A 24,140-nucleotide genomic window follows, 5' to 3' on the forward strand; every position below is an offset into this window, starting at 1 on the left:
CTGTTCCGCCGATGATTCGATACTTCCTAGACTGAGGTCCTACAAGCGGACCGGGGGAGACGTTGGATCTTGAGGGAGCGGGGGTGAGGGGAGCTGAGCCAAGACCGTACTTCTTTCTCAGTTACGCCCATACGCCCAGGAACGATCCAAAGGACAAGGACCCGAATCTCTGGGTCGAGCGGTTCTACCGGGACCTGTGCGCCCATGTTCTGCAACTGACGTCGCTGCCCGCCGGGGTGCCCGCAGGTTTTCTGGATCAACAGATGCAGCCGGGCGAAGGATGGCAGGAGCGGCTCTCCGAATCCCTTGCGTACTGCAGGGTCTTCGTGCCGCTCTACTCGCCACGCTATTTCCTGAGTGAACAGTGCGGACGTGAGTGGTACGCATTCTCCAGCCGTGCGGTCCATAACCAGGCGGCGCGGAGCAATGGCAGTCAGATGTCCGGAATCGTACCGGCGCTCTGGGTCCCCGTACCGCCGCGCCAACTGCCGCAACCTGCCGAGCGGCTCCAGTTCAACCATGCGACCTTCGGTGACGATTACGCCGACGAGGGGTTCTACGGACTGATCAAGCTGCGCTATCTGCGCGACCAGTACGAACGCGCCGTCTATCTCCTGGCCAAACGCATAGTCAAGGTGGCGGAACAGACCCGGATGCCCGAGGGTGATCCCCACCAGGACTACGCCTCCGTGCCCAGTGCATTCGGGCCACCGGGGCGGGCACGGCAGATGGAGATCTCGGTCCTTGCCTGCTCCCATTCCGATCTGCCGGCGGACCGCGCCCCCGACTGCTACGGGTCGGCCCAGCGTGACTGGAACCCCTACCATCCCAAGTCGTCGAGGCCGCTGGCCGACCACGTCGTCGACCTCGTTCGCAATCTCGACTACCAGGTAAGGGTGGGGGACTTCGAGACCGAGGCGGAACGGCTGCTGGGGAGCGACCGCCCGACGGCTCCCGGGCTGCTCCTCCTGGATCGCTGGGCCCTCGACGCGCCCCGCCGCAGGGAGCTGGTGCGGCGGTTGGGTGAGGCCGGGCGCCCCTGGATCAGCGTCATGGTGCCCTGGAACCGTGACGATCCCGACTCCGGCCGTCGCGAATCCGCACTGCGTGCCGTGACCGAAGAGGTGCTTGAACCGCGTTCCGAACAGGAGAGCGGCCACCGCTCCCACAGCGGAGGTGTTCCCACGCTTGAGGCGTTCAGCCAGGAACTGCCCGGCGCGGTGAAGGCCGCCGAACGGCATTACGCGGCCCACGCGGAGACCTTCCCTCCGCCGGGTGAGGGCGGCCGGATCCCCAGGCTCCTGGTGGAGGGCGTCGGTTATGGCTCGAGTGATTCCGTTCCACCTGTTCACGGCAAGGTCCATGACAAGGGCGGCGCCGACGACGGCGAAGCCTCCGAGGGGGAGGAAACCATCGAATGACCGAGAACCGTGAAGGGACCGTCGTCACCTTCTACTCGTACAAGGGCGGTACCGGCCGCACCATGGCACTTGCCAATACCGCCTGGATCCTCGCGGCGAACGGCTGTCGTGTCCTGGCTGTCGACTGGGATCTCGAAGCGCCCGGGCTGCACCGGTTCTTCCACCCCTTTCTCGATCTTTCCGAGCTGGCCGCCACGCCCGGGCTGATCAATCTGATCACCGAATACCAGGAGGAGGCCCGCAGGCCCGCGCCGCGTGATCCGGACTGGCACCGTGAATACGCCCGGGTCAGACCGCACGCGACCTCGCTCAACTGGGCATTCCAGCACGGTGGAAGTCTTGACTTCCTTTCCGCCGGCCGTCGCAACCGGGACTATTCGTCGACCGTCGGCAGGATGGACTGGGATGATTTCTACGAGCGTTACGGTGGTGGCCAGTTCTTCGATGCCATGCGCGCCGACATGCAGAAGCACTACGACTTCACCTTGATCGACAGTCGGACCGGCCTCAGTGATATCGCCGACATCTGCACCGTTCAGATGCCTCGGGTGCTCGTGGTCTGTTTCACCCTGAGCGACCAGAGCATCGAGGGCGCGTCCGCCGTGGCCCGCGACATCGAGGAACGATTCCACGACAAGCACATCCGCATCCTTCCCGTGCCGATGCGGATCGACGACGGGGAGAAGGAGAAGGCCGACGCCGGACGGGCACTGGCGAAGGACAGTTTTCCCGGCTTCCCCAGCGGACTCGGCAAAGAGGAACTCGCCAACTACTGGGGAACGGTGGAGATCCCCTACCGGCCCTTCTACGCGTACGAGGAGATCCTGGCCACCTTCGGGGACGCCCCCAACGTCACCAGCTCCATGCTCACCGCCTGCGAGCGGCTCACCTCGGTGCTCACCGAGGGGCGGGTGAACACATTGCCGCCCATCGACGAGGCGGAACGGCTGGCCTATGTGTCGGCCTACACCCGCCGCAGGCCGGTGCCGCCGTCGAACATCGTCCTCACCTATGCGGCGGAGGACCAGATGTGGGCGGACTGGCTGGAAGCCGTCCTGCTCCGCGCCGGGTTCAATGTCATGCCCGTCGACGTCCGTACCCCCCATACGGCGTGGACCGAAGCGGAGTGGGCGTCGGCCGGCGCCTACCGGATCGTCCCGGTCGTCTCCCAGGCGTACCAGAGTTCGAGCCTTGCCCGGAGCCTGTGGGAGTCGGTCCTGGGCTTCGACCCCTCGGACAGCCGACGCCAGCTCGTCCCGGTCCGGATCAGTGACGTACGGCTGACGCTTCCGCTCAACAGCCGGGGCATCGTCGATGTGGCCCGGCTGGACGAACGCGAAGCGGCCACTGCGGTGCTCACCGCCCTGGACCGGGCCGAATCCGCCGACGGCCTCCCGGTCGCGCCCGGCGGGCCACGGTTTCCCGGAGCCGTCCCCGGGGTGTGGAACGTGCGGCCCCGGCACGCCTGGTTCACCGGACGCGGCTCGGTCCTGGAACGGCTGCGCGACCAATTACGCGGCGGCGGCCGCTCGAACCAGCATCTGCCGCAGGTCCTGTACGGGCTCGGCGGCGTCGGCAAGACGCAGGTGGCGCGGGAGTACGCGCACCGTTTCCGGGCCGACTACGACCTGGTGTGGTGGGTCGAGGCCGAGCAGCCCGACCGGGTGGTGTCGTCACTGGCGGAACTGGCCGAGCGGATGGACCTGCGGGCCGGTGAAGTGGTCGCCGAAGCGGCCAGGGCGGCGCTGAACGCCCTGCGCAGTGGAGCGCCGTACGCCCGCTGGCTGCTGGTCTTCGACAATGTCGAGGATCTCGATCAGGCGCTCGCACTCTTTCCGGACGAGACCGGTCCGCTCTCCTCGGGTCTCTACGGTCATATTCTCGCCACCTGCCGCAACAAGCCGATATCCAGCCGGGTGGAGGCGGTGGAGGTCGAGGTCTTCACCCGCGCCGAGTCCGTGGAACACCTCTGCCGAAGGGTCCGCAAGCTGCCCGCCCGCGACGCGGACCGGGTGGCCGAAGCAGTCGGCGACCTGCCCCTGGCGGTGGAGGTGGCTGCAGCCTGGCTCGCCGAGACAGCGACCCCGGTCGACGCCTACGTCGAACAGCTCAAGGAGCAGAGCACCAAAGTGCTCTCGCTCGGCAGGCCCGAGGACTACGCGCAGAAGATCGGCGCGACCTGGAACATCTCGATCGCCCGGCTGCGCAAGGAGTCCCGAGCGGCGGCGCGCCTGCTTGAACTGTGCTCGTTCTTCTCCGCCGAGCCGATCTCGATGACGCTCATCGGCAGCGACTCGATGTTCCGGTCCCTGCTGCCGTACGACCCCGACCTCCGGGAGCGGTACATGCTGGGCAGGGTCATCCAGGCGCTCAACCGCTTCGCCCTGGCCAAGGTCGACCCGGCGGACAGCAGCATTCAGATCCACCGCCTCGTCCAGGCCGCCGTCCGGGCCGGGCTGAGCGCCGAGGAGCGCGACACGGCCGCGCACGAGGTGCACCGCATCCTGGCGGAGGCCCGCCCCGCGCAGGGAGCGGACCAGGACAACCCGGTCAACGATCCGCAGAGCTGGCCGGCCTTCGAGCTGATCTGGCCGCACCTCGGCCCGTCGGGGATCGCCGACTGTGACGAGGCGGAGGCCCGGCAGCTCATGGTCGACCGGATCCGCTACCTCCTCAAGCGAGGGGATCTGGAGAGCGCCCGGGTGCTGGGCACCCAGCTCAACACCGCCTGGACCCAGGAGCTGGGCGAGGACGACCTGCAGACCCTGAATCTCCGCTTCGAACTGGCCAACGCCCTCCGTGCCCAGGGCCGCTACCAGGAAGCGCGGACGATGGACGAGGACACCCTCGCCCGGCAGACCCGGCTGCTGCGCGAGGACCACCCCAGCCTGCTGATCACCACCGGCAGCCTGGCCGCCGACCTCCGGGCACTCGGCCGGTTCGACGAGGCACTGGCCCGGGACCGGAAGATCCATCACGTCATGGGCGAGACGTTCGGGGACATTCACCCGCGTACCCTCGTCGCCGCCCACAACCTGGCCATCGACTACCGCCTGACCGGCGACAGCGAAGCGGCGCGCAGGCTGGACGAACTCACGGTCGAGCGCCGCAGCACGCTGCTCGGGGTGGACCATCCCTACACCCTGACCACCAAGGGACACCTGGGCCGGGACCTGCGGGAGACCGGGGAGTACATGTCCTCGGTACAGATCCTGCGTGAGGTCAAAGCCGCATTCGAGCGGGTCATCAACGCGGATGTGCCGGAGGCGCTGCGTACCGCGAAGAGCCTTGCCGTCTCGCTCCGCAAGGCCGGCCAGCCGCACGAGGCGAAGCGGCTGACGGAGGAGACGTACAACCGCTATCGCGAGCGGTACGGAACGAAGGTTCCGGACGCTCTGGCCTGCGGGCTGAATCTTGCGGCCGACTTCTCCGCCCTCGGTGACAAGCAGGCGGCGCTCGATCTCGCCCATCAGGCGCTCGACGGTTACCGCAACACGCTCGGGGACGAGCACCCGTTCACTCTGGCCTGCCGCAATAACGTCGCCATCTACCTGCGCGGCATGGGCGCGGCCGGGGAGGCTGCGGAATGGGGCGAGGAGGTCCGGGCCGCTCTGGAGGAGAGCTTGGGCGCGCAGCATCCGTTCACCCTCTGCGCCGCGATCAACCTGGCCAACGCCTATGGCGACCTGAACCGGCCCGAACTGGCCGAGAGGTGGGAACGGGCGGCCCTCGAAGGGCTGTCGGACCGTTACGGGCCGAACCACCCGGACGTGCTGGCCTGCCGCTCCAACCTGGCGAACACTCTGCGCGCGCTGGACAGGGAGAGCGAGGCCGAGCAGTTGCGCGCCGCAGTTGTGTCCCTGGCCGTCGAACACCTGGGCGTGGACCATCCCATCGCGGTGGCAGCCCGCACCTGGCGGCGCATCAACCGGGATCTGGAACCGCAGCCGGTGTGAGCGTGGGGCGGGAGGCAGGAGCCGCGAGGACGACCGGTCCGTACGGTACGGACCGGCTCGTCCCGGGAGCCGGTGCGGCCGTCGAGGTCACCCGGTGGCCCAGCTGAGCACGCGCGTCAGCACCCGCAACGCGCCGAAGTGCGCCGCACCGCGCTCCACCACCAGCTCCGCACCCGGGATGCGCTCCGCCAGCCACCGGGTGTGCTGCACCGGGGCGAAGACATCGTCCTCGCCGTGCCAGAGCAGCACGGGTGAAGTGATGTCCTCAGGACGGAACTCCCAGTCCTTGCTGAACGACATGACATCGTCGACCCAGCCGTCGGCGGAGTTTCTCAGACCCTCGGCGAAGTTACGGACCAGCATGGCTCTGATCCCGGTGTCCGACACGATCCCGCGGTCCGAATCGGGCAGCCCGCGGTGCATATCGGCGACCGAACCCATCGGGTCCGCCCGGATCGACGCGGAACGGTGCTCCAGGGCGGCTGTCAGCTGGTGGTGGCCCGCTGCGGCGTTGATGTATTCACGCACGTTGGATTCGGTCATTCCGTCGAACCAGTCGAGGCCCTGGGCGTCACGCGGCGCCAGGCCCACCAGCGCTGCGGTGCGCGCCGTGCGCTCCGGCAACAGCGCGGCACAGGCGAGCGCGTGCGGTGCCCCACCGGATCGGCCGACCACCGCGAACCGGCCGATGCCGAGGGCGTCCGCGATTGCGGTGACATCTGCGGCAACATGGGCCACCGACCGGCTCGGTAATCGGTGCGAGGCACCGTACCCGGGACGGTCGTAGGTGATGAGATGGATGCCCAGCCGGTACAGCACGGAGCCGCGCGGGGCCGGACCGAGTCTGCTGCCCGGCGTGCCGTGGAGCAGGAAGACCGGCCTGCCGTGCGGATTTCCGTAGTGCTCCACGGCCAAAGCGCGACCGTCCTCGGTGTGGATCAGTTGCTCCATCCGGTGCCCCCGTAAGGCCGATACGCGGCAAGCATGAGCGCAGGCTGGCGCGTTGGTATATACGCGCATAGTCCTTCTGCCCATTGGCGGCCGTGCCGACGCGCCGCTACGCCCGCGCCCCCCGCAGCGACGGAAGCCGGCAGGCCGCGAAATCGGCGGCGTCGGCGAAGCGGAAGAGGTGGGCGGTCGCCGATCCCACCGGGCCGGTGCGTACCGCCGCGCCGTTGTCCGTGCCCTCGAACTCCGCCCCCAGCGCGGCGAAGTCGCTGTCGTCCAGTGCCACGTCCTCGTACTCCCACCAGTGGCGTCTGCCCCGGGTCGTCACCACGCAGCGGTAGGTGCGGCGCGGCGGGGTGGGGACGCGGTACTCGCCGAGGTGGAACGCGGTGCAGGAGTCGAAACCGGTGCCCAGCAGCAGCACTTGAGCCCGTACGTCGTAGAGGCAGGCCAGCGGCGAGTCCTCCCCGAGGTGGCAGTCGGGGCGGTGGTGTGCGACCAGCTTGCCGGCGAGGGGGCCGAGGGCGGCGAAGGAGGTCTGGGGGTGGCAGCTGCGTGCCGCACCCGGGGCCAGTCGTACGGTCTCCGCGAGACGGCCCATCGACGGCGCGGCCGTGGTGGCTGGGTCGAAAGGCGGCATGCTCGCGCGGACCGCCTCCCGGGCGTGGCCGGTGAGGCCGCGGACCCGATTGCGGTACTGCGGGGAGGTGTCGGAGTTCTCCGGTGTGAACGACGGGACGACCAGGGTGCCGTCGTCGCCGAGCGCGTCCCGCAGCGCGCCGATCACGGCGCCGGCCCCACCGCTGACCGCCCCCACCGCACGCATCGACGCATGTACCAGGAGAACGCCGCTCCGCTCCACGCCGAGCCGGGACAGCTGATCGGCCAGCCGGCTTCGGCGGTGGGAGACGTTCACGGCACTCGGCGCACTGATGACAGTCACAAGGGGGCATTCTCCCAGTGGAGCGGTATGTGTGATACCCCGCACATTCGGCCGAGGAGTGATATGCCGCTTATCGGTCCAGGAGGGGTATTTCAATCGCCGGGCAGTGGTCCATCACCATGTCGAGTCCGGCCGCCCGGGTGCGTTCGTACGCATCGTCGTCGATCACGCCGAGCTGGAACCAGACCGCCTTCGCGCCGATCGTGACGGCCTCGTCCGCGACGGCGCCCGCCACTCCGCCGTTGACGAAGACGTCCACGACATCGACCGGGAAAGGAATGTCGGCCAGCGACGCGTAGCCCTTCTCGCCGTGCACCCGTTCCGCCTTGGGGTGCACCGGGACCACGCGCTTGCCGAATTGCTGGAGGACCGCGGCGACGCGATAGGCCGCGCGCGACTCGTTGTTGGACAGTCCGACCACGGCCCACGTGTCACCCCTGTCCCGGAGAATCCTGCGGGTCGTCTCTGCCTCGGCCTCTGCTGCGTCTGCGTACATGATCCGGACAACGGACTGCGACCGCGGACCATTCCCGCTCCTGCGCATAGGGTGGCCGGATGCAGGAGCAGTACCGGACAGTCGCCCGAGCGGGCGTGCACGAGACCGAGATCAACCGATCGCGCTTCATCTGCGCGCTCGCCCCCGCCGCCACCGAGCAGGAGGCGCAGGACTTCGTCGCACGCGTCCGCAGGGAACACCCGACCGCCACCCACAACTGCTTCGCGTACGTGATCGGCGCCGACGCCTCCGTGCAGAAGGCCAGCGACGACGGGGAGCCCGGCGGCACCGCGGGCGTCCCCATGCTGCAGATGCTGATGCGCCGGGAGATGCGGTACGTCGCCGCCGTCGTCACCCGCTACTACGGCGGGGTGAAGCTCGGCGCCGGAGGGCTCATCCGGGCGTACGGAGGAGCGGTCGGCGAGGCGCTCGACGAACTCGGCACGATCACCCGGCAGCGGTTCCGGCTGGCCACGGTCACTGTCGACCATCAGCGGGCGGGCAAGCTCCAGAACGACCTGCGCGCCACCGGACGGGCCGTGCGGAAGGTCCGGTACGAGGAATCGGTGATCATCGAGATCGGACTGCCCGACGCGGACGTCGAGGACTTCCGGAGCTGGCTGGCCGATACGACGGCGGGCGAGGCGCTGCTGGAGCTGGGCGGCGAGGCGTACGGGGACGCCTGAACGCGCTCGGCGAGGTGGGACGGCCGGGCTGCGCCGTCGGAATCCGGTGGGGGAGAACGAGCCACGCCCCTCAGCCTCTCGGAGTACGTCCGGCCGACGCCGCCGATGCCACCCTCGGGGAGGTGCTGCGCGGCGAACGTCCCGGGCGTACCACTGACTCGGAGCGATCCGTGTACGCCCCCGTCGGGCTTCCCCGGCAGGATCTCGCCGTCGCCTGGGCCGCGTACCGGCAGGCGGAACGGCTCGGCGTCGGAACGCGGATCGATCTTCTTCGCTGAACACGTCGGAGGCGGGGCGCGACGATGGGAGACTGTGAGCTGTGAGGAAGCCGGTTCGTGAGGGCTCAGGGGCGCAGCGGCGTTAGCGTGGTCGGTGCCGACCGAGCGGTCCCGCGCCGGTCCGGTGCGGCTCCCGGGCACGGCAGGCGCGGACGCTGGGTGCGAAGGAAGAGATACATGCAGGTCGGAGCCAGGTCTTGAGGATTCTGCACACATCGGACTGGCACCTGGGGCGGTCGTTCCACCGGGTCTCGCTGCTGGAGGCACAGGCCGCCTACCTCGATCATCTGGTGGCGACCGTCCGTGAGCGTGAGGTCGATGCCGTCGTCGTCGCGGGTGATGTCTACGACAGAGCCGTGCCCCCGCTCTCCGCCGTCGAGCTCTTCGACCGGGCCCTGCACCGGCTCGCCGCCGCGGGCGTACCCACGGTGATGATCTCCGGGAACCATGACTCGGCCCGCCGGCTCGGCGTCGGCGCGGGACTGATCGGACGGGCCGGCATCCACCTGCGTACCGACCCGGCGGAGTGCGCCACCCCCGTCGTCCTGCGCGACGAGCACGGCGATGTGGCGTTCTACGGACTGCCCTACCTGGAACCGGCCCTCGTCAAGGATGTGTTCAAGGCGGAGCGGGCCGGACACGAAGCGGTGCTGACCGCCGCCATGGACCGGGTCCGCACCGACCTCGCCACCCGGCCGGAATCCACCCGCTCCGTGGTGCTCGCCCATGCCTTCGTCGCGGGCGGCGAACCCAGCGACAGCGAGCGAGACATCACCATCGGCGGTGTGGCCGCCGTCCCCGCCGGCGTCTTCGACGGCGTCGACTACACGGCGCTCGGCCATCTGCACGGCTCCCAGGCCGTCACCGACCGGGTGCGCTACTCCGGCTCACCCCTCGCGTACTCCTTCTCCGAGGTCGCCCACCGCAAGACCATGTGGCTGATCGATCTCGGAGCCACCGGGACGATCACCGCCGAGCGGATCGACTGCCCGGTGCCCCGCCCGCTCGCCCGCCTCCGCGGCCGCCTCGACACCCTGCTCGTAGATCCCGCGCTGACCCGGCACGAGGAGGCATGGGTGGAGGCGACCCTCACCGACCCGGTCCGTCCGGACGAGCCGATGGCCCGGCTCCTGGACAGGTTTCCGCACACCCTGAGCCTCGTCTTCGAACCCGAGCGAGCCCCTGAGGACCCGCTCGCCTCGTACGCGCAGCGCCTCCGGGGGCGCGACGACCAGCAGATCGCCGAGGACTTCGTGGCGCATGTCCGGGGCGGGAACGGGGCGGACGACCAGGAGCGCACGGTGCTGCGCGGCGCCTTCGACCACGTACGGGTGGACGACGGCGTGCGCGAGGTGAACCGTTGAGACTCCACCGGCTCACCCTCACCGCCTTCGGCCCGTTCGGCGCCACCCAGGAAGTCGACTTCGACGCCCTCTCCGCCGCCGGACTCTTTCTGCTCCACGGACCCACCGGAGCGGGGAAGACCTCCGTCCTCGACGCCGTCTGCTACGGGCTGTACGGCGCGGTGCCCGGAGCCCGCCAGAGCCCCGGCACCTCACTGCGCAGCGATCACGCCCCGGCCGGCCTCCCCACCGAGGTCCGGCTGGAACTGACCGTCGGCGGACGACACCTGGAGATCACCCGGCGCCCGGCCCAGCCCCGCCCCAAGAAGAAGGGCGAGGGCTTCACCACCGAGAAGGCGCAGAGCTGGCTGCGCGAGTACGATCCCGCGCACGGCTGGCGGGCGCTCAGCCGCTCGCACCAGGAGATCGGCGAGGAGATCACCCAGCTCATCGGGATGAGCCGGGACCAGTTCTGCCAGGTGGTGCTGCTGCCGCAGGGCGACTTCGCACGCTTCCTGCGCGCCGATGCCGAAGCCCGCGGCAAACTGCTCGGCAGACTCTTCGACACCCGCCGCTTCGCGGCCGTCGAGGAACGGCTCACCGAACTGCGCCGTACCACCGAGACGCAGGTCAAGGCCGGGGACGAGCAGATCCTCGGGATCGCCCAGCGGATCGCCCAGGCCGCCGGACCTGCTGCCGGCGAACTGCCCCTGCCGGACGCCCGGCCCGGTGATCCGGGACTCGCGGACGGCGTACTGGAGTGGGCTGCGGTGGCCCGCAGCAACGCCCGGGAACGGCTCGACATCGCCGGGTCCGTACTCTCCGCTGCCGAGAGTGGGCAGGCCTTCGCCCGCCGCGACCTCGACACCGCACGCGAACTCGCGAGACTTCAGCAGCGGTACGAGGAGACGCGCCGCCGCGCCACCGGACTCGAAGCCCGCCGCCCCGACCACGACCGGCAGCGCGAGCGGCTCGAACGGGCGCGCAAGGCTGAACTCGTCGCCCCCGCACTGGAGGTGCGCGACGACGCCGAGCGGGCCCACCGGACTGCCGACCTGGCCCGTGAGCGCGCCCGTGCCCAGCTGCCCGACACCCTTGTCGACGCGGGTGCCGAGCAGTTGGCGACGCTGGAACGCAAGCTCCGGCAGGAACTCGGCGGTCTCGACGCCGCGCGTCGCGCCGAGCGACGCAGCGCAGAGATCGACATGGAGCGGGCCGAACTGGAACGCCAGGCCCGCGCCGACGACGAGCTGATCCAGGAAACGGAAGCCTGGCTGGGGGTCTGGGAGTCCACCCGCCGCGACCTGCGGGAACGCATCGAGGCGGCACAGGCGTCCGCGACCCGCGCGGAACACCTCGCGGGGCGGCTGGAGCCTGCCCGCCGCCGGCTGGACGCGGCCCGCCGCCGCGACGCGCTCGCGGCCGAGGCGACGGCTGCGGCCGATCGGCTGGCCGTGGCCCGCGAGTGCGCCCTGGGTGCACACGAAAGGTGGCTCGAGCTGCGCGAGCAGCGGCTGCGCGACATCGCCGCCGAGCTCGCGGCGGAACTCGTCGACGGCGAGGCCTGCACGGTCTGCGGGTCGGAGGATCACCCGGAGCCCGCGCGGGCAGCGGACGGGCATGTCGACCGGGCCACCGAGGAGACGGCCCTCGCCCTGTACCGGCGGGCCGAGCAGGCGCGTACGGAGGCGGATCGAGAGCTCGGAGTCGTACGGGAGAAGCACGCGGCGGCGCGTGCCGCGGCGCTGCCCGTGGTGGGGACCGCTGCCGATGATGCCTCGGACGGTGGAGCCGCCGGGACCGCCGATGACGGGCCCCATTCCGCTGATCCCGCCGTTGTCGAACTCGAGTCGCTCGTCGCCGAGTTGGCGGCCGGGCATGCCCTTGCGCACCGTACCGCCTCCGGAATGCACGCCGCGCGCGAGGCACTCGCGGCCGCCGAACGGGAGCAGGCCGGGCGGCTCGAAGCGCGGCAGCAGGCCGAGCGTCGCTCCGCCGCCCGGATCTCCCGGCGGGAAGGGCTCGATCGGGAACAGGTAGGTCTGCAAGCCGAGTTGGCGAACGCTCGCGGCGAATCCGGCAGTGTCGCCGCGCACGCCGCCCTGTTGGAGCGCCGGGTGGCTCTGCTCGCCGACGCCGCCGAGGCGGTGCGCGCCGAGGAGCTTGCGGCGCAGCGCAGCAAGGCGGCCGACGGCCGGCTCGCGGACGCCGCGTTCCGGGCCGGGTTCGACACCCCTGAGGCCGCCGCGGCCACCCTGCTCACGGACGCCGAGCACCGCGACATCCAGCACCGGATCGATGTCTGGCAGGCCGAGGCCGCAGCCGTCGCCGAACGGCTCGCCGAGTCCGAGACCCGCGCCGCCGCCGAGCGCCCGGAGGCGGACCCCGACGCCGCGCAGGCCGCGTACGACGCGGCAGAGCGACGACTGCGCAACGCCGCCGCCACCCTCGCCGCCGCCCGGGAGCGCTGCGCCGAACTCGGCCGGCTGTCCCGCCGCGCGGCGGAGGACGTGCGCACTTTGGGGCCGCTGCGCGACGAGTACGACCGGGTGGCCCGGCTGGCCGGGCTCACCGCAGGCACCTCCGCGGACAACGAGCGGAAGATGCGGCTGGAGTCGTACGTCCTCGCCGCCCGGCTCGAACAGGTCGCCGTCGCCGCCACCGCACGGCTGCAGCGGATGTCGTCGGGCCGCTACACGCTCGTCCACTCCGACGCCCGCACCGGGGGCCGCCGGTCCGGCCTCGGGTTGCATGTCGTCGACTCCTGGACCGGGCGTGAGCGCGATACGGCGACACTTTCCGGCGGCGAGACGTTCTTTGCCTCCCTCGCTCTGGCCCTGGGTCTCGCCGACGTCGTCACCGACGAGGCGGGAGGTGTCCGGCTGGACACACTTTTCATCGACGAGGGGTTCGGCAGCCTCGACGACCAGACGCTGGACGAGGTCCTCGATGTCCTGGACTCGCTGCGTGAGAGGGACCGCAGCGTCGGCATCGTCAGTCACGTCGGCGATCTGCGCCGCCGGATTCCCGCCCAGCTCGAAGTGGTGAAGGAGCGGCACGGTTCGGCGGTGTTCCACCGCGCGGCCGGCGGGGTCAGCGGCTGATCGGCCGCCGGGGGAGGGGTGAGGAGTAGACGACGCTGGTGGTGACGGACCCGAGCGTGCCGATCTTCCCCGCGACCTCCTCCAGGTGGCCCATCGAGCGAGTGGTGACCTTCAGTACGAAGCAGTCGTCGCCGGTGACGTGGTGGGCTTCCACGATTTCGGGCGTCGCGTCGAGAAGATCGTGGAACGGCTTGTAGTTGCCGTTCGGATAACGCAGCCGCACGAGGGCGAGAATCGGCAGTCCGAGCGCCTCCGGGTCCACCACGGCGGCGTAACCACTGATGATTCCCGCCTCCTCGAGGCGGCGAACCCGCTCCGTCACCGCGCTGGGGGACATCGCGACGGCTCGGGCCAGCTCGGCGAAGGTCGCCCGTCCCTCGCGCTGCAGGACATCGAGGATGCGCCAGTCGATGGCGTCCGGGGAATAGTCGGTCATGTCTCGCAGACAACAGGGAAATCCCCGGCAGATCAAGAGTTGTGCCGGGGATCTCTTCTTCCGGTAAAGGATCACTGGTCGTAGATTTTTGGTCATGACCTCAGAGCTCACCGCCCCGGCAGCCAACCCCGTCCTCCGCGTCCCGCCGGCCTCACCGGCCGCGGCCGCCGCGTACTTCGGCGCCTCGCTCGCCTTCCATGCCGACGTCTCCGATGTCGCCGCCGCGCTCGCGGCCGACGAAGACCCCGGCTTCGTCGTCCTCGACTCCCGGTCCACTGCCTCCTGGGAGCAGGGGCACGTCCCCGGTGCGATTCACCTGCCCACCGCGCTCATCGCCGCGCAGGCCCGGGACCTCCTCGACCCGGCCGTCCCCGTGGTCACGTACTGCTGGGGCCCCGGCTGCAACGGCGCCACCCGCGCCGCGCTGGCACTCGCCGGACTCGGCTACCGGGTCAAGGAGATGCTCGGCGGGTTCGAGTACTGGGCCCGTGAGGGCTTCGAGTTCGAGACCTGGGAGGGACGCGTGCGGCGCACCGCGGACGCGCTCACCGCGCCGGTCGACTCCGACGACTGCGGCTGCTGACCGGCGAGCGCGGCGGGCCATCGTGCCCGCGAGGGGTTCTCCGCCCGTACGAGCCGTTCATACCGGGCGGTGAGGCACGAGTATGGTGCCGACGCGGTCAAGGCCACCGGCGCCGTGAGCGCCGGCAGCGCCACGTCGCCGGGGCGCGCTGCCGTTCACCGCGACGGGGCGCCAGACGCTCGGTCACGGATGCTTCCGCCGCGCGTATGAACTGCCGAGCTGGTACGAGTTGTTCGCGGAACTGTCACCGCGTGCGAGCAACCCCGGGCGGCGCGCCCGCTCCAGCTCCTCGAACCGCTCGCCGGAATCATCCAGCCCCGGTAGCAGTACGGTCCGGAACCGCGTTCCACCCGGGCGAGGGCCGCCCCGATGTCCCCGGCGAGCAGCGCGTCATGGTCCAGCAGCGCGACTGGGCCGCCGCACTCCCGTACCGCTGCCGCTTCCCCGGCGAACTGTGTGTCGGGGCGCGTGGAACGCACCGGGTCGGAGCAGAACAGGAACCTGGTTGTCGTGATCATTGCGCCGTTCTCTCCCGGCGGCGGGGGGAGCGGCCGGGCCCACCGTGCCGAACCGGGCCCGACCGCCGTCGTGTTGAGAACCGTCCCGGTCAGAGCTTCGACAGCTCGTCGACCAGATCGTCCAGGCCCAGCGGCCCCTGCGACAGGGCGGCCATGTGCCAGGCCTTCGCATCGAAGGCGTCGCCGTGCGCCTTGCGCGCGTTCTCCCGGCCCAGCAGCCAGGCACGCTCGCCCAGCTTGTAACCGATGGCCTGCCCCGGCATGGACAGGTAGCGGGTCAGCTCGCTCTCCACGAAGTCCGCGGGCCGGCCGCTGTGGTTGCCGAAGAACTCCTGCGCCAGCTCGGGCGTCCACCGCTCACCGGGGTGGAAGGGGGAGTCCGTCGGGATCTCCATCTCCGCGTGCATGCCGATGTCCACGATCACCCTGCAGGCACGCATCATCTGCGCGTCCAGGTAGCCGAGGCGGCGCTCCGCGTCGGGCAGGAAGCCCAGTTCGTCCATGAGCCGCTCCGCGTACAGCGCCCAGCCCTCGGCATTGGCGCTGACGATGCCGATCGTCGCCTGGTAGCGGGAGAGGCTGTCGGCGACATGGGCCCACTGGGCGATCTGCAGGTGGTGGCCCGGGACACCCTCGTGGTACCAGGTGGAGACCAGGTCGTACACCGGGAAGCGGGTCTCGCCCATGGTGGGCAGCCAGGTGCGGCCGGGGCGCGAGAAGTCCTCGGACGGACCCGTGTAGTACGGGGCCGCGGCGCCGCCGGGCGGTGCGATCCGGGACTCCACCTTCCGTACGCGCTCGGCGAGTTCGAAGTGTGTGCCGTCGAGGGCTTCTATCGCCTCGTCCATCAGGCCCTGCAGCCAGGCCTGGACCTCGTCGACACCCTCGATGTGCTTGCCGTGTACATCGAGATGGGCCAGCGCCTCCCAGGGGCCGGCCCCGGGCAGCACCTTCTCGGCCTCGGTCTTCATCTCGCCGAGCAGCCGGTGATACTCGGACCAGCCGTACGCGTACGCCTCGTCGAGATCCAGGTCGGTGCCGTTGAAGTAGCGTGACCAGCGGGCGTACCGCTCGCGGCCCACCGTGTCGGGTGCACCCTCGACCGCGGGGGCGTACACATCACGCATCCAGTCGCGCAGCGCCTCCGTGGCGTCCGTGGCCTGCCGGGCCGCGTCGTCCAGATCCGCGCGCAGCGCGTCCGGGCCCGCGGCGACGAAGTCCTGGTAGAACCCTGTCCCGTCCTGTCCGACCCATTCGGTCAGCTGACCGATGAAGGTGGCGGTCGCGCGCGGACCCCCGTAGAGCTTCCGTTCCAGGCCGAGCGCGAGCGAGGCGCGGTACCCCTCCAGAGCTGCGGGGACCTCGACCAGCCGCGCCACGATCGCCGACCAGTCCTCATCGGTCTCGGTCGGGGTCACCGTCAGCACCTCACGGACGCTGTGTGCCGGCGAGTGCAGGTTGGAGACGGCCCGCAGGCTCTCATCGGCCTCATGGACAGCGATTTCCGCGTTCAGCCGCTCGCGCAGCAGGCGGCCGCAGCGGCGCTCTGCGTCGCTGTCCGCGCCCGGGAGCTGCTCGGCGGCGTCGAGCTTCACCAGGGTGGCGCGGGCGAGCTCGGCAAGAGCGTCCTGCCCGGCGGGGGAGAAGTCGGGAAGTCGCCGCGAGCTTTCCGCGACACCGAGGTAGGTGCCTGAGATGGGGTCGAGTTCGATGAATGCGTCGACGTAGGCGTCGGCGACCTGACGGGGCAGCGCGCTGCTCGAAGTGTCTGACATGCGGACATCTTCGTACGGCCAGGGGGTCCCCGTCACCATCAATAGGTCCCAGGGACCTGACACAGTCCATTCCGGTTCGACGCGGTGGGGCGCAGATCACCGAGCTCGGGGCTGGAAAGGGTCATACGGTCTCCGTGCTCCTTCCGGGCACGGAGGTGGCCGGCGGCAGGAGCGGCCCGCACTCCCACTGCTGGAATATCAGCCGCGTCTCCACCCGGGCCACTTCGCGCCGCGAGGTGAACTCGTCGAGCACCAGCCGCTGCAGATCCGCGGTGTCGGCAACGGCCACGTGGACCAGGTAGTCGTCGGGGCCGGTCAGATGGAAGAGCGCACGGGACTCCGGCAACACCCTGATCCGTTCGACGAACGGGCCGATGAGCTCCCTGCGATGCGGTCGGACCTGCACCGAGAGCAGCGCCTCCAGGCCGCGGCCGATCCTGGCCGGGTCGAGACGCAGCCGGTGGCCGAGAATCACGCCCGAGCGGCGCAGCCGGGTCACCCGGTCCAGACAGGTCGACGGTGCGACCCCGACCTCGGCGGCGAGCTCGCGGTACGTGGTCCGGGCATCGTTCTGCAACAGCCGCAGAATGTGCAGGTCCACCGGGTCCAGAACGACAGAATCGGCCATTCGCCGAACGTAGCACGGTGCTTCGACGCCACGGCCCGGCACCTGTTCAGAGTGGTGTCATGGACACCGAAGCCATGATGCGGCCCTCGACGACACCCCGGTCCAGGGCGCTGGCCACCGAAGCCGTGCACGCCGGACGCGACGACCTCGCTGCCCTCGGTCTGCACGCCCCGCCGATCGATCTGTCCACCACCTACCCCTCGTACGACTCCAGGGCAGAGGCGGAACGGATCGACACCTTCGCCACCACCGGCGCCAGGCTCGACGGGCCACCCGTCTACGCCCGGCTCGACAACCCGACCACGGCCCGGTTCGAGACGGCTCTGGCCCGGCTCGAAGGGACCGACAGCGCTGTGTCGTTCGCCAGCGGAATGGCGGCGCTCACCGCGGTTCTGCTGGCTCGCGCGAGCATGGGGCTGCGCCATGTGGTCGCTGTCCGACCGCTCTACGGCTGCAGCGACCACCTTCTCGGCGCCGGGCTGCTGGGCACCGAAGTCACCTGGACCGATCCGGCGGGCATCGCGGAGGCGATCCGTCCGGACACGGGTCTGGTGATGGTCGAGACGCCGGCCAATCCGACGCTCGCCGAGGTCGACATCCGGGCGCTCGCGCACTCCTGCGGCTCGGTGCCGCTGCTCGTCGACAACACCTTTGCCACCCCGGTCCTCCAGCGGCCCGCCGAGCACGGCGCCCGGATCGTCCTGCACAGCGCCACCAAGTACCTGGGCGGGCATGGCGATGTGATGGGCGGGGTCGTGGCCTGCGACGAGGAGTTCGCGGCCCGGCTGCGGCAGGTGCGCTTCGCCACCGGCGGGGTACTGCATCCGATGGCCGGATACCTGCTGCTGCGGGGTCTGTCCACCCTGCCGGTGCGGGTGCGTGCCGCTTCTGCGAGCGCCGCCGAGCTGTCCCGTCGGCTGACCTCCGACCCGCGCGTCGCCAGGGTCCACTACCCGGCGGTGGGCGGAGCGATGGTCTCCTTCGAGGTGTACGGGGATCCGCACCGGGTGATTTCCGCCGTGCGCCTCATCACTCCCGCGGTGAGTCTCGGCAGTGTGGACAGCCTGATCCAGCATCCGGCCTCCATCAGCCACCGCATCGTGGATGAGGAAGACCGGCAGGCCTCCGGTGTCGGGGACCGGCTGCTGCGTATGTCGGTCGGCCTGGAGGACGTCGAGGACCTGTGGACCGACCTCTGTCAGGCGCTCAGCGACCCGCCTGCTCGTACGGCGGCAGGGAACGTACCGGAGTCGCGTCCAGCCGGGCGGTGATGACGAGCGTGCCCTCCTCGATCTGGTAGTCGAGGGGGAGTTCCAGGGCTCGCATGGCGGCGACCATGCCGGTGTTGGACGCCTGGGTGACGGCGTAGACGCTCTCGCAGCCTGCCTCGATGGCGAGCGTCACCAGACGGCCGAGGAGCTCCGAGCCGATGCCTCGGCGCTGCCAGTCGTCCTCGACGAGAAGGGCCACCTCGGTCTCGTCGCCGTCCCAGAGGAGGTGTCCCAGGGCGACCAGGCGGCCGGAGGCCGTCTGGACGGCCAGGGTGCGGCCGAACCTGGGGCTCAGCAGGTGGTCCAGGTAGCGGTCGGCGTCGCGGACCGGACCGTGGTAGCGCAGCCGCAGTGTCTGCTCGGAGCAGCGATCGTGCATGGCGCGGGCGGCGGCCAGGTCCCTCCGGTCCGCGCGGCGGACGGTGATCTCGTTGCCCTCGGGGAGCGTGAGCACGTGCTCGCTGTGCGGGACGCGGGGGCCCAGCCGGGCGTCGAGCTCGACCAGGGCGCGGGCCCGGGCGAATTCGGTCGGGGTGAAGGGCAGATAGGGCCGCTCGATGGTGATCGCGCCGCCGGATGGGTCGCGCAGTCGCATCACTGTCTCCTCGAGCATCCCTTCGACCGGTGCGCTGTCGCCGGTCGCACGGCTGGTGATCGAGACGGCGGGCAGCGAGTGGATGGTGCAGCGTCCGAGCAACTGGCGCAGGGCGAGCGGGAGTTCAGCGGCGTCCAGGGCGGTGCGGGTGGCGAGGCCCAGGATCCGCGTCGGGGCGTCCACCAGGTCGTGCGCGTCGGCCCGCTCGATCCAGGTGGAGCTGCCGCCCGCGGCGGAGATCGCCCGGCTCAGCTGCCGGACCTGGAGCGAGGCGGGGGCGCGCAGCAGGAACTCGTCGACCGTGCCCTGTGCCAGCGGGTGCGTCTGCAGGGTGAGGATGTCGATCCGGTGCCGGGCGAGCGCGATGCAGAGCGCGGCGAGGCTTCCGGGGGTGTCCCGGACCGTGGTACGCATCCGCCACAGCACCGTGTCCTCGTCGGACAGGGGCGGACCCGCGGCGGTCGGCGTGGTCACGAGTGCGGCGGCAGCGGTGGCCGCCGCGTTGTCGGTGACCGTGTGGTGGGACGGGTCCACGCTGTGGTCGCCGGTGGTCGGTGGCGGGGCGTGACTGTGCCGCCGTGCCCACCAGGTGTGGAACGCGGCTGTCGCCACGAGGGCCAGGGCCGAGGCGATCAGCAGATACGGTCCGTCGGGCTGGTGCCCGATCATGTTGGCGATCGCGTCGGCCACCGCGACGGCGGTGAACAGGGCGGCCAGCTCGATCAGGTCCCGCCGCCAGTGGTGCGGGCGGCGGGCACTCTTCGCGGATGTCATATCAGCCATGAGCTCACTGTGACGGAGTGGTGTTGCCTGATCACGAACGCCTTGTGACCGAACGGTTAAGTGTGGATCTAGTCCTTTATCAACCGGTTTGCCGGTTGCTGCCTTGGACGATTGCGGTCGCTGCGGCGGGCGCGGGCGCGTTTCGAAGGCGGGGCGGGACGAGTCACGGTGGGGCGTGACCCGTCGCTGTGGGTTACGGCGCGGTGTCGTCGGCCATCCTCTCCGCCCCCTTTCTCCAGGCCGCCTGCAGCCGTGCCGCATGACGTACCACCTGTGACGAGCCGCCGCGCGCAGCCAGAGCCGCCAGCCCGGGTATCGGCTCGGCCGCCACCGCACCGCAGCGTTCCGCGCATTCGGCGGCCACGGACAGCAGGTCGCTCAGCCCGCGCGGGGCCTGCTCGTACGCCAGCAGCGGGGGGAGGGCGGCGGCCAGCACGGTGAGCACCGTCCGGTATGCGCCTGTGGCGGCGGCCGTACGGGCGGACTCCGCGACGCGGTTGGGTTTCACCAGGTCGCGGTCGACGAGATTCGCCAGCTCCCGGCCGAGCCGCGCCGCGTCGAGCCTGCCCTGGGCCGCTAGCACCAGCAGGGCGTCGACCGCCGACAACCGGTCCTCCGGATGGCGGGCTCCCAGCCCGTACGCCACGGCCAGATGGATGGCCCCGGCGGCCGGGCCGCCGAGCTCGACGAGCCGGGGCAGCGGCCAGGCCGCACCCCGTAGCTCCTCTGTCGTGCACGTGGCGACGGCGGGCAGCATCCAGGCGGCCAGTGTCTCGCTGTCCTCGGGCAGGGTGGCGAGCCAGGACCCGGGCTCCTCGCCCCAGTGGTAGCACAGGCGCCCGTCCGGGAAGTGCGGGCGGCCCAGCCAGTGGAAGGATCGCGGGAACTCCTGCTGGATGGCCGGGTTTTCCGCGGTGGCCAACAGGACGCGTCGCGTCCCGGCAGTCGATCGCTGCAACCAGCCGCGCGCAGGCGGCTGTTCGTTCTCCAGATGGTGCTGCCGCACAGGTGCGACCGGTGCGTCCGCTTTCAGCCACGCGGCCAGCCGGTCACCCTGCTCGGTGCCGAGCCGGACGGCCGCCTCCGCCGCCTCCGTCGCCTCGCGCCGACCGCTGCGTCGCACCCGCAGCAGCGCCTGGGCGAAATCGGCCTCCCCGGGTTCGACTCCGAGCCGCCGATACGTACGCAGCCGGTCGACCAGCGCCGCCGGGTCAAGCGAGCCGGTGTGCCACGTCGGAGTGGCCAGAAGGAACGGCGACCTGCCGATCAGTACCGAGTAGGCGGCCTCCCACAGTCGTGCCCGGAGCACTCCGTCGAGCGCGGCATGGACGCAGGTGCCGGTCCCGGTCCAGCCGGCACGCCCGTCGTGAACGGCCCGCACCGACACCCGTTCGAGCAGGACGGCCACGACGAGTTCGATGCCCGCGTCCGAGCCGAGTATTTCCCCGACACGGGACGACGTGTCGTCGAGCCACCACTGACCCGCCAGCGCGTCGCGCAGCGCATCCGCCAGCGCGGAGCGGTCCGTATGAGCGTGGCGGACCAGGCCGTCCAGGGCCCGCTCGAAGGCGGTGAGCTCCTTCGATCCGGATCGCACCAGTGCCACCACCTCCTCGACGAGCTCGGCGATCGTCTCCGGCGCAGGTTCGACCCGACGTGGAGCGGGAACCGGCGGCAGCATTTCCTCGTACGGCTCCCCCGGTGGCCGGACGTCCAGCAGATCTCCGAACACCTCGGCCGCCGCCTCCCGGTGTGCCGGCCCCAACAGCTCAGCGGACATGGCGAGTTCCTCGCGCAGGGGGTCGCCGACAGGGGGCAGGTATCGCGCCACCAGCTTCAGCGCCCGCTCCTGGATACCGATGTCCTCGTGACCGAATGCCTCGGCGACGACCGGCAGCAGGTCCTCGGCCGCCGACACGTCGCGACGCAGTGCCTTGCCGAGCAGCACGAGCTGCGCCCTGACGAGCTTCTTCTCGGTCCGGAACAGCAGCGCACCCGAGACCTCGGCGAGCTCACGCGTGGTCAGCCTGCCGCGCTCGTCCAGCCGGGCCAGCGCCTCCTGCGCATGGCCCGCGACGGTCGAGATGCCGTCCGCAGCCATCCCGATCCAGTCGGCGACCCGCTCGGCCTCCTCCTGCTCCGTCAGCGCCAGCCGGCGCAGCACGACCAGGAAGAACCGCAGATCGCCGGGCTTTCCGCCGCGGAGCAACCGGGTCACGCAGCAATTGACGAGCACGGACCGCTGCAGCAGCCCCTCCTCCACCAGAGTGGTCAGCACCGAGGGCCAGTTGTCGGCGGATTCGGCGTCCTGATCGCCGTACCAGACGACCTGAGGGGGAAGCTCGGTCGTCTCGAAGAGCCGTGGCACCATCACCGTGAGATGCGGATCCGCACGAAGTACGTCGACCAGCGGCCGCGCGTCGTTCCGCCACCACTGCGTGGTGGAGACGTTCTCCGCCCAACCGATGACGAAACCCTCCGTGGTGGGCACGGGGCACTGTGCCCTCTTCACCAGCTCGGAGACGAACTCGTGGTCGATCCGGGTGGCGGTGGGCCGCGCGGCCAGCCGATGGGCGAGGTCGGCGAGCCAGGCAGGGTCACGGTCCGCGAGCACGTCGAGGACCAGCGGGTAGGGGGAGCGGGTCCAGTCGCGCAGTTCCCGGCCACCGATCCAGGTGGCGCAGCCGGCGGCCCCGGACTGACAGCCCGCTCCGGCGATCAGCAGGGCCTTCTGGATCTTGTCCCGTTCGCGCCATTCCCAGCTCCGCGCCTCCTTGCGCAGTGCGGTCAACTCCACCAGCGCCGATCGGCGTTCGGCCCGGTCCAGCGGCAGGAGCAGTCCGGGTACGTCTTCCTTGCGCCCTGCACGCACGGCGCTGAGCAGTTCCTTCATCGCACACCCCCGGCAACCGGTGCTCCGCGGCGGACCATCCGGACGGCGAGAGCGTGCTTGCACGGGCCCCGCCGCCCCCGGTAGTCCGCCCACCACTGGCAGGTACAGCTCAGCACTCCGTCCTTCTCCCTCACCTGGTAGCGGTGTTCCCCCGAGGCGACGGCGGCCAGCTGCCCGTCCAGCGCGACCGCGCCCGAGCCGGCCAGCTGCCGGGCGGCGACCAGACGCGGGTTGTGCCGCTCGGCCCGGTCGGCGTCGTACGGCAGCTCGCGGTGGAAGTACGCGGCGTCCGCGAGGTCGTAACCGACCCGGCCCGCTGTGCCCAGTCGGGTAAGGGCGGAGCGTACCCGCTCCACCGACAGCCCGGACTGCTCGGCGAGGTCACCCGGTTCGATCCGCGGCTCCCAGGCGAGCAGTACGGACACCAGCTCGGCGTCGGCCGCCGCATCGTCGGTGGCCAGTGCGTCGAGCACGCCGCCCTCACCGGAGAAGCCGCGCGAGACGTCGGGCGACAGCGTCAGCGTGAGACGCATTCCCGGAAGCACCAACTCCCAGGCACTCGCGGCCGCGGCGCCGTCCGCCACCGGCCCGTACACCCGCAACGCCGTCGCGTGACGCAGTACGCGCTGAAGCGTCACCAGTCGCTCGGGCCCGGGCAGGCACACCGCGCCGGCCACCGGCCGGGTGGTCGGCCGCAGCGTCTTTCCGGCGGGGACGACCCACTGCGCCCCGCGCGACGCGTTCCCCGACGAGCGCGGCAGCGCGCGCAGGAACCGGACCGTCTCCGTCGCGGACAGCTCCGCCCGCAGATCGAAACCGGCGGAGACCACCTGCGCCTCGGCGAACCCGCGCAGCCAACGGTCGGGCAGCGGCACCTTCTTCTCCACGACCGGACCGTCCAGTGTGGTGACCGCCATCTCCTCCGGGCCGACCCGGAGATGCAGCGGATCGTCCCCAGCCATCCGCGAAAGCGCCTCCCGCAGGGGGTTGTTGACATCTACGTTCGTCGTGCCGTGACCCGTTTCCGCGCCGTCCAGACCGTCCTGCAGCACATCGAGGCGCGCATAGACCCCGCAGCAGCCGGAGAACGACTCGAAGCGCAGCCGGTCGCCGTTCCCCGTCACCACCGGGTCGAGGGAGGAGGGCAGCGTCCGCTGGTAGTAACGGGCGGACGCCACGTCCGCCACGGCCAGCAGCCCGCGGGCGGCGATCCTCGGCGAGGCGAGAAAGCCGGCGAAGAACCGAGGATGGGGCTCTGCGCCCCGGGGCGTCAGACCGCCCGCGGTCTCCAGGCCGAGCAACTGTCCGGCCTGGGAGGACTTCAGAACGGAAGGGCGGGAGTAGGCCAAGGCCTGTACGGATCGGGTCATGCAAAAACCGTAGAACCCACCACTGACATTGATACTCGTAAGTGGGTTCCGGTGGTCGTGGCTCCACCACTGACTGACGCCCTGCTGGGCTGTCCTCCGGTTGTTCTGTCCGG

At 70.7% G+C, this 24,140-nt stretch carries 17 protein-coding genes; 8 read left to right on the forward strand and 9 right to left on the reverse strand.

Features of this window, described 5'->3' with window-relative positions:
• The first annotated feature begins 83 nt into the window (after positions 1-83).
• Positions 84-1,421 carry a TIR-like protein FxsC gene (locus AB0I23_RS22825; protein ID WP_359111762.1) on the forward strand — a complete coding sequence of 446 codons (1,338 nt, stop codon included), beginning with the start codon at positions 84-86 and terminating at the stop codon, positions 1,419-1,421.
• Positions 1,418-5,377, forward strand: coding sequence for an FxSxx-COOH system tetratricopeptide repeat protein (fxsT, locus tag AB0I23_RS22830; RefSeq protein ID WP_359111763.1), 3,960 nt, complete (start codon positions 1,418-1,420; stop codon positions 5,375-5,377). Before AB0I23_RS22825 ends, fxsT begins: the two co-directional genes overlap by 4 nt.
• A gap of 87 nt (positions 5,378-5,464) precedes the next feature.
• On the opposite strand, the gene AB0I23_RS22835 is transcribed toward fxsT, so the two are convergent.
• The 3 genes from AB0I23_RS22835 to AB0I23_RS22845 form a co-directional block, all read right to left on the reverse strand.
• Positions 5,465-6,328 (reverse strand): alpha/beta fold hydrolase, encoded by an 864-nt coding sequence (locus AB0I23_RS22835; protein ID WP_359111764.1) that lies wholly within the window; start codon positions 6,326-6,328, stop codon positions 5,465-5,467.
• Between the two features lie 106 nt (positions 6,329-6,434).
• Complete coding sequence (locus AB0I23_RS22840; RefSeq protein ID WP_436846983.1) at positions 6,435-7,268, reverse strand: aminoglycoside N(3)-acetyltransferase; 834 nt, start codon at positions 7,266-7,268, stop codon at positions 6,435-6,437.
• 70 nt (positions 7,269-7,338) lie between these two features.
• Positions 7,339-7,764 carry a CoA-binding protein gene (locus tag AB0I23_RS22845; RefSeq protein ID WP_359111765.1) on the reverse strand — a complete coding sequence of 142 codons (426 nt, stop codon included), beginning with the start codon at positions 7,762-7,764 and terminating at the stop codon, positions 7,339-7,341.
• Positions 7,765-7,823: 59 nt separating this feature from the next.
• Between AB0I23_RS22845 and AB0I23_RS22850 the strand changes: the two genes are divergently transcribed.
• From AB0I23_RS22850 to AB0I23_RS22865, 4 genes are all read left to right on the forward strand, one after another.
• Positions 7,824-8,450: a YigZ family protein gene (locus tag AB0I23_RS22850; RefSeq protein WP_359111767.1), complete on the forward strand. Its 627-nt coding sequence runs from the start codon at positions 7,824-7,826 to the stop codon at positions 8,448-8,450.
• A gap of 14 nt (positions 8,451-8,464) precedes the next feature.
• Complete coding sequence (locus tag AB0I23_RS22855) at positions 8,465-8,728, forward strand: hypothetical protein (RefSeq protein ID WP_436846984.1); 264 nt, start codon at positions 8,465-8,467, stop codon at positions 8,726-8,728.
• A 197-nt stretch (positions 8,729-8,925) separates the two neighbouring features.
• A complete protein-coding gene (locus AB0I23_RS22860; protein ID WP_359111768.1) occupies positions 8,926-10,092 on the forward strand; it encodes an exonuclease SbcCD subunit D in 1,167 nt (388 codons plus the stop codon).
• Complete coding sequence (locus AB0I23_RS22865) at positions 10,089-13,175, forward strand: SMC family ATPase (protein WP_359111770.1); 3,087 nt, start codon at positions 10,089-10,091, stop codon at positions 13,173-13,175. The genes AB0I23_RS22860 and AB0I23_RS22865 overlap by 4 nt, the downstream gene beginning before the upstream one ends.
• Here AB0I23_RS22865 and AB0I23_RS22870 read toward each other — a convergent pair.
• Positions 13,165-13,611, reverse strand: coding sequence for an Lrp/AsnC family transcriptional regulator (locus AB0I23_RS22870; protein WP_359111772.1), 447 nt, complete (start codon positions 13,609-13,611; stop codon positions 13,165-13,167). The genes AB0I23_RS22865 and AB0I23_RS22870 overlap by 11 nt on opposite strands.
• A gap of 88 nt (positions 13,612-13,699) precedes the next feature.
• Here AB0I23_RS22870 and AB0I23_RS22875 point away from each other — a divergent pair, with 88 nt between their 5' ends.
• Positions 13,700-14,194 carry a rhodanese-like domain-containing protein gene (locus tag AB0I23_RS22875; RefSeq protein WP_359111774.1) on the forward strand — a complete coding sequence of 165 codons (495 nt, stop codon included), beginning with the start codon at positions 13,700-13,702 and terminating at the stop codon, positions 14,192-14,194.
• A 607-nt stretch (positions 14,195-14,801) separates the two neighbouring features.
• Here the strand turns inward: AB0I23_RS22875 and AB0I23_RS22880 are convergent.
• Entirely contained in the window at positions 14,802-16,487 is a 1,686-nt protein-coding gene (locus tag AB0I23_RS22880; protein WP_359111775.1) for a DUF885 domain-containing protein, read from the reverse strand.
• Between the two features lie 121 nt (positions 16,488-16,608).
• A complete protein-coding gene (locus AB0I23_RS22885) occupies positions 16,609-17,115 on the reverse strand; it encodes an Lrp/AsnC family transcriptional regulator (protein WP_359111777.1) in 507 nt (168 codons plus the stop codon).
• A gap of 59 nt (positions 17,116-17,174) precedes the next feature.
• On the opposite strand from AB0I23_RS22885, the gene AB0I23_RS22890 reads away from it, so the two are divergent.
• Positions 17,175-18,386 carry a trans-sulfuration enzyme family protein gene (locus AB0I23_RS22890; RefSeq protein WP_359111779.1) on the forward strand — a complete coding sequence of 404 codons (1,212 nt, stop codon included), beginning with the start codon at positions 17,175-17,177 and terminating at the stop codon, positions 18,384-18,386.
• On the opposite strand, the gene AB0I23_RS22895 is transcribed toward AB0I23_RS22890, so the two are convergent.
• From AB0I23_RS22895 to AB0I23_RS22905, 3 genes are all read right to left on the reverse strand, one after another.
• Positions 18,322-19,755 (reverse strand): GNAT family N-acetyltransferase, encoded by a 1,434-nt coding sequence (locus tag AB0I23_RS22895; RefSeq protein ID WP_359111791.1) that lies wholly within the window; start codon positions 19,753-19,755, stop codon positions 18,322-18,324. The two genes, AB0I23_RS22890 and AB0I23_RS22895, sit on opposite strands and share 65 nt — an antisense overlap.
• 202 nt (positions 19,756-19,957) lie before the next feature.
• Positions 19,958-22,657 carry a DUF6493 family protein gene (locus AB0I23_RS22900; protein ID WP_359111781.1) on the reverse strand — a complete coding sequence of 900 codons (2,700 nt, stop codon included), beginning with the start codon at positions 22,655-22,657 and terminating at the stop codon, positions 19,958-19,960.
• Positions 22,654-24,027, reverse strand: coding sequence for an SWIM zinc finger family protein (locus AB0I23_RS22905; protein ID WP_359111783.1), 1,374 nt, complete (start codon positions 24,025-24,027; stop codon positions 22,654-22,656). Before AB0I23_RS22905 ends, AB0I23_RS22900 begins: the two co-directional genes overlap by 4 nt.
• Positions 24,028-24,140: the final 113 nt, after the last annotated feature.

Origin of the sequence: Streptomyces atratus (assembly GCF_040655115.1) — a bacterium.
Classification (GTDB): domain Bacteria; phylum Actinomycetota; class Actinomycetes; order Streptomycetales; family Streptomycetaceae; genus Streptomyces; species Streptomyces atratus_D.

Excerpts from the sequence above, each read along its gene's own strand:
- fxsT (WP_359111763.1), top strand. The coding sequence starts at position 1,418 with ATGACCGAGAACCGTGAAGGGACCGTCGTCACCTTCTACTCGTACAAG.
- AB0I23_RS22835 (WP_359111764.1), bottom strand. The coding sequence starts at position 6,328 with ATGGAGCAACTGATCCACACCGAGGACGGTCGCGCTTTGGCCGTGGAG.
- AB0I23_RS22845 (WP_359111765.1), bottom strand. The coding sequence starts at position 7,764 with ATGTACGCAGACGCAGCAGAGGCCGAGGCAGAGACGACCCGCAGGATT.
- AB0I23_RS22850 (WP_359111767.1), top strand. The coding sequence starts at position 7,824 with ATGCAGGAGCAGTACCGGACAGTCGCCCGAGCGGGCGTGCACGAGACC.
- AB0I23_RS22870 (WP_359111772.1), bottom strand. The coding sequence starts at position 13,611 with ATGACCGACTATTCCCCGGACGCCATCGACTGGCGCATCCTCGATGTC.
- AB0I23_RS22880 (WP_359111775.1), bottom strand. The coding sequence starts at position 16,487 with ATGTCAGACACTTCGAGCAGCGCGCTGCCCCGTCAGGTCGCCGACGCC.
- AB0I23_RS22885 (WP_359111777.1), bottom strand. The coding sequence starts at position 17,115 with ATGGCCGATTCTGTCGTTCTGGACCCGGTGGACCTGCACATTCTGCGG.
- AB0I23_RS22890 (WP_359111779.1), top strand. The coding sequence starts at position 17,175 with ATGGACACCGAAGCCATGATGCGGCCCTCGACGACACCCCGGTCCAGG.
- AB0I23_RS22895 (WP_359111791.1), bottom strand. The coding sequence starts at position 19,755 with ATGACATCCGCGAAGAGTGCCCGCCGCCCGCACCACTGGCGGCGGGAC.
- AB0I23_RS22900 (WP_359111781.1), bottom strand. The coding sequence starts at position 22,657 with ATGAAGGAACTGCTCAGCGCCGTGCGTGCAGGGCGCAAGGAAGACGTA.
- AB0I23_RS22905 (WP_359111783.1), bottom strand. The coding sequence starts at position 24,027 with ATGACCCGATCCGTACAGGCCTTGGCCTACTCCCGCCCTTCCGTTCTG.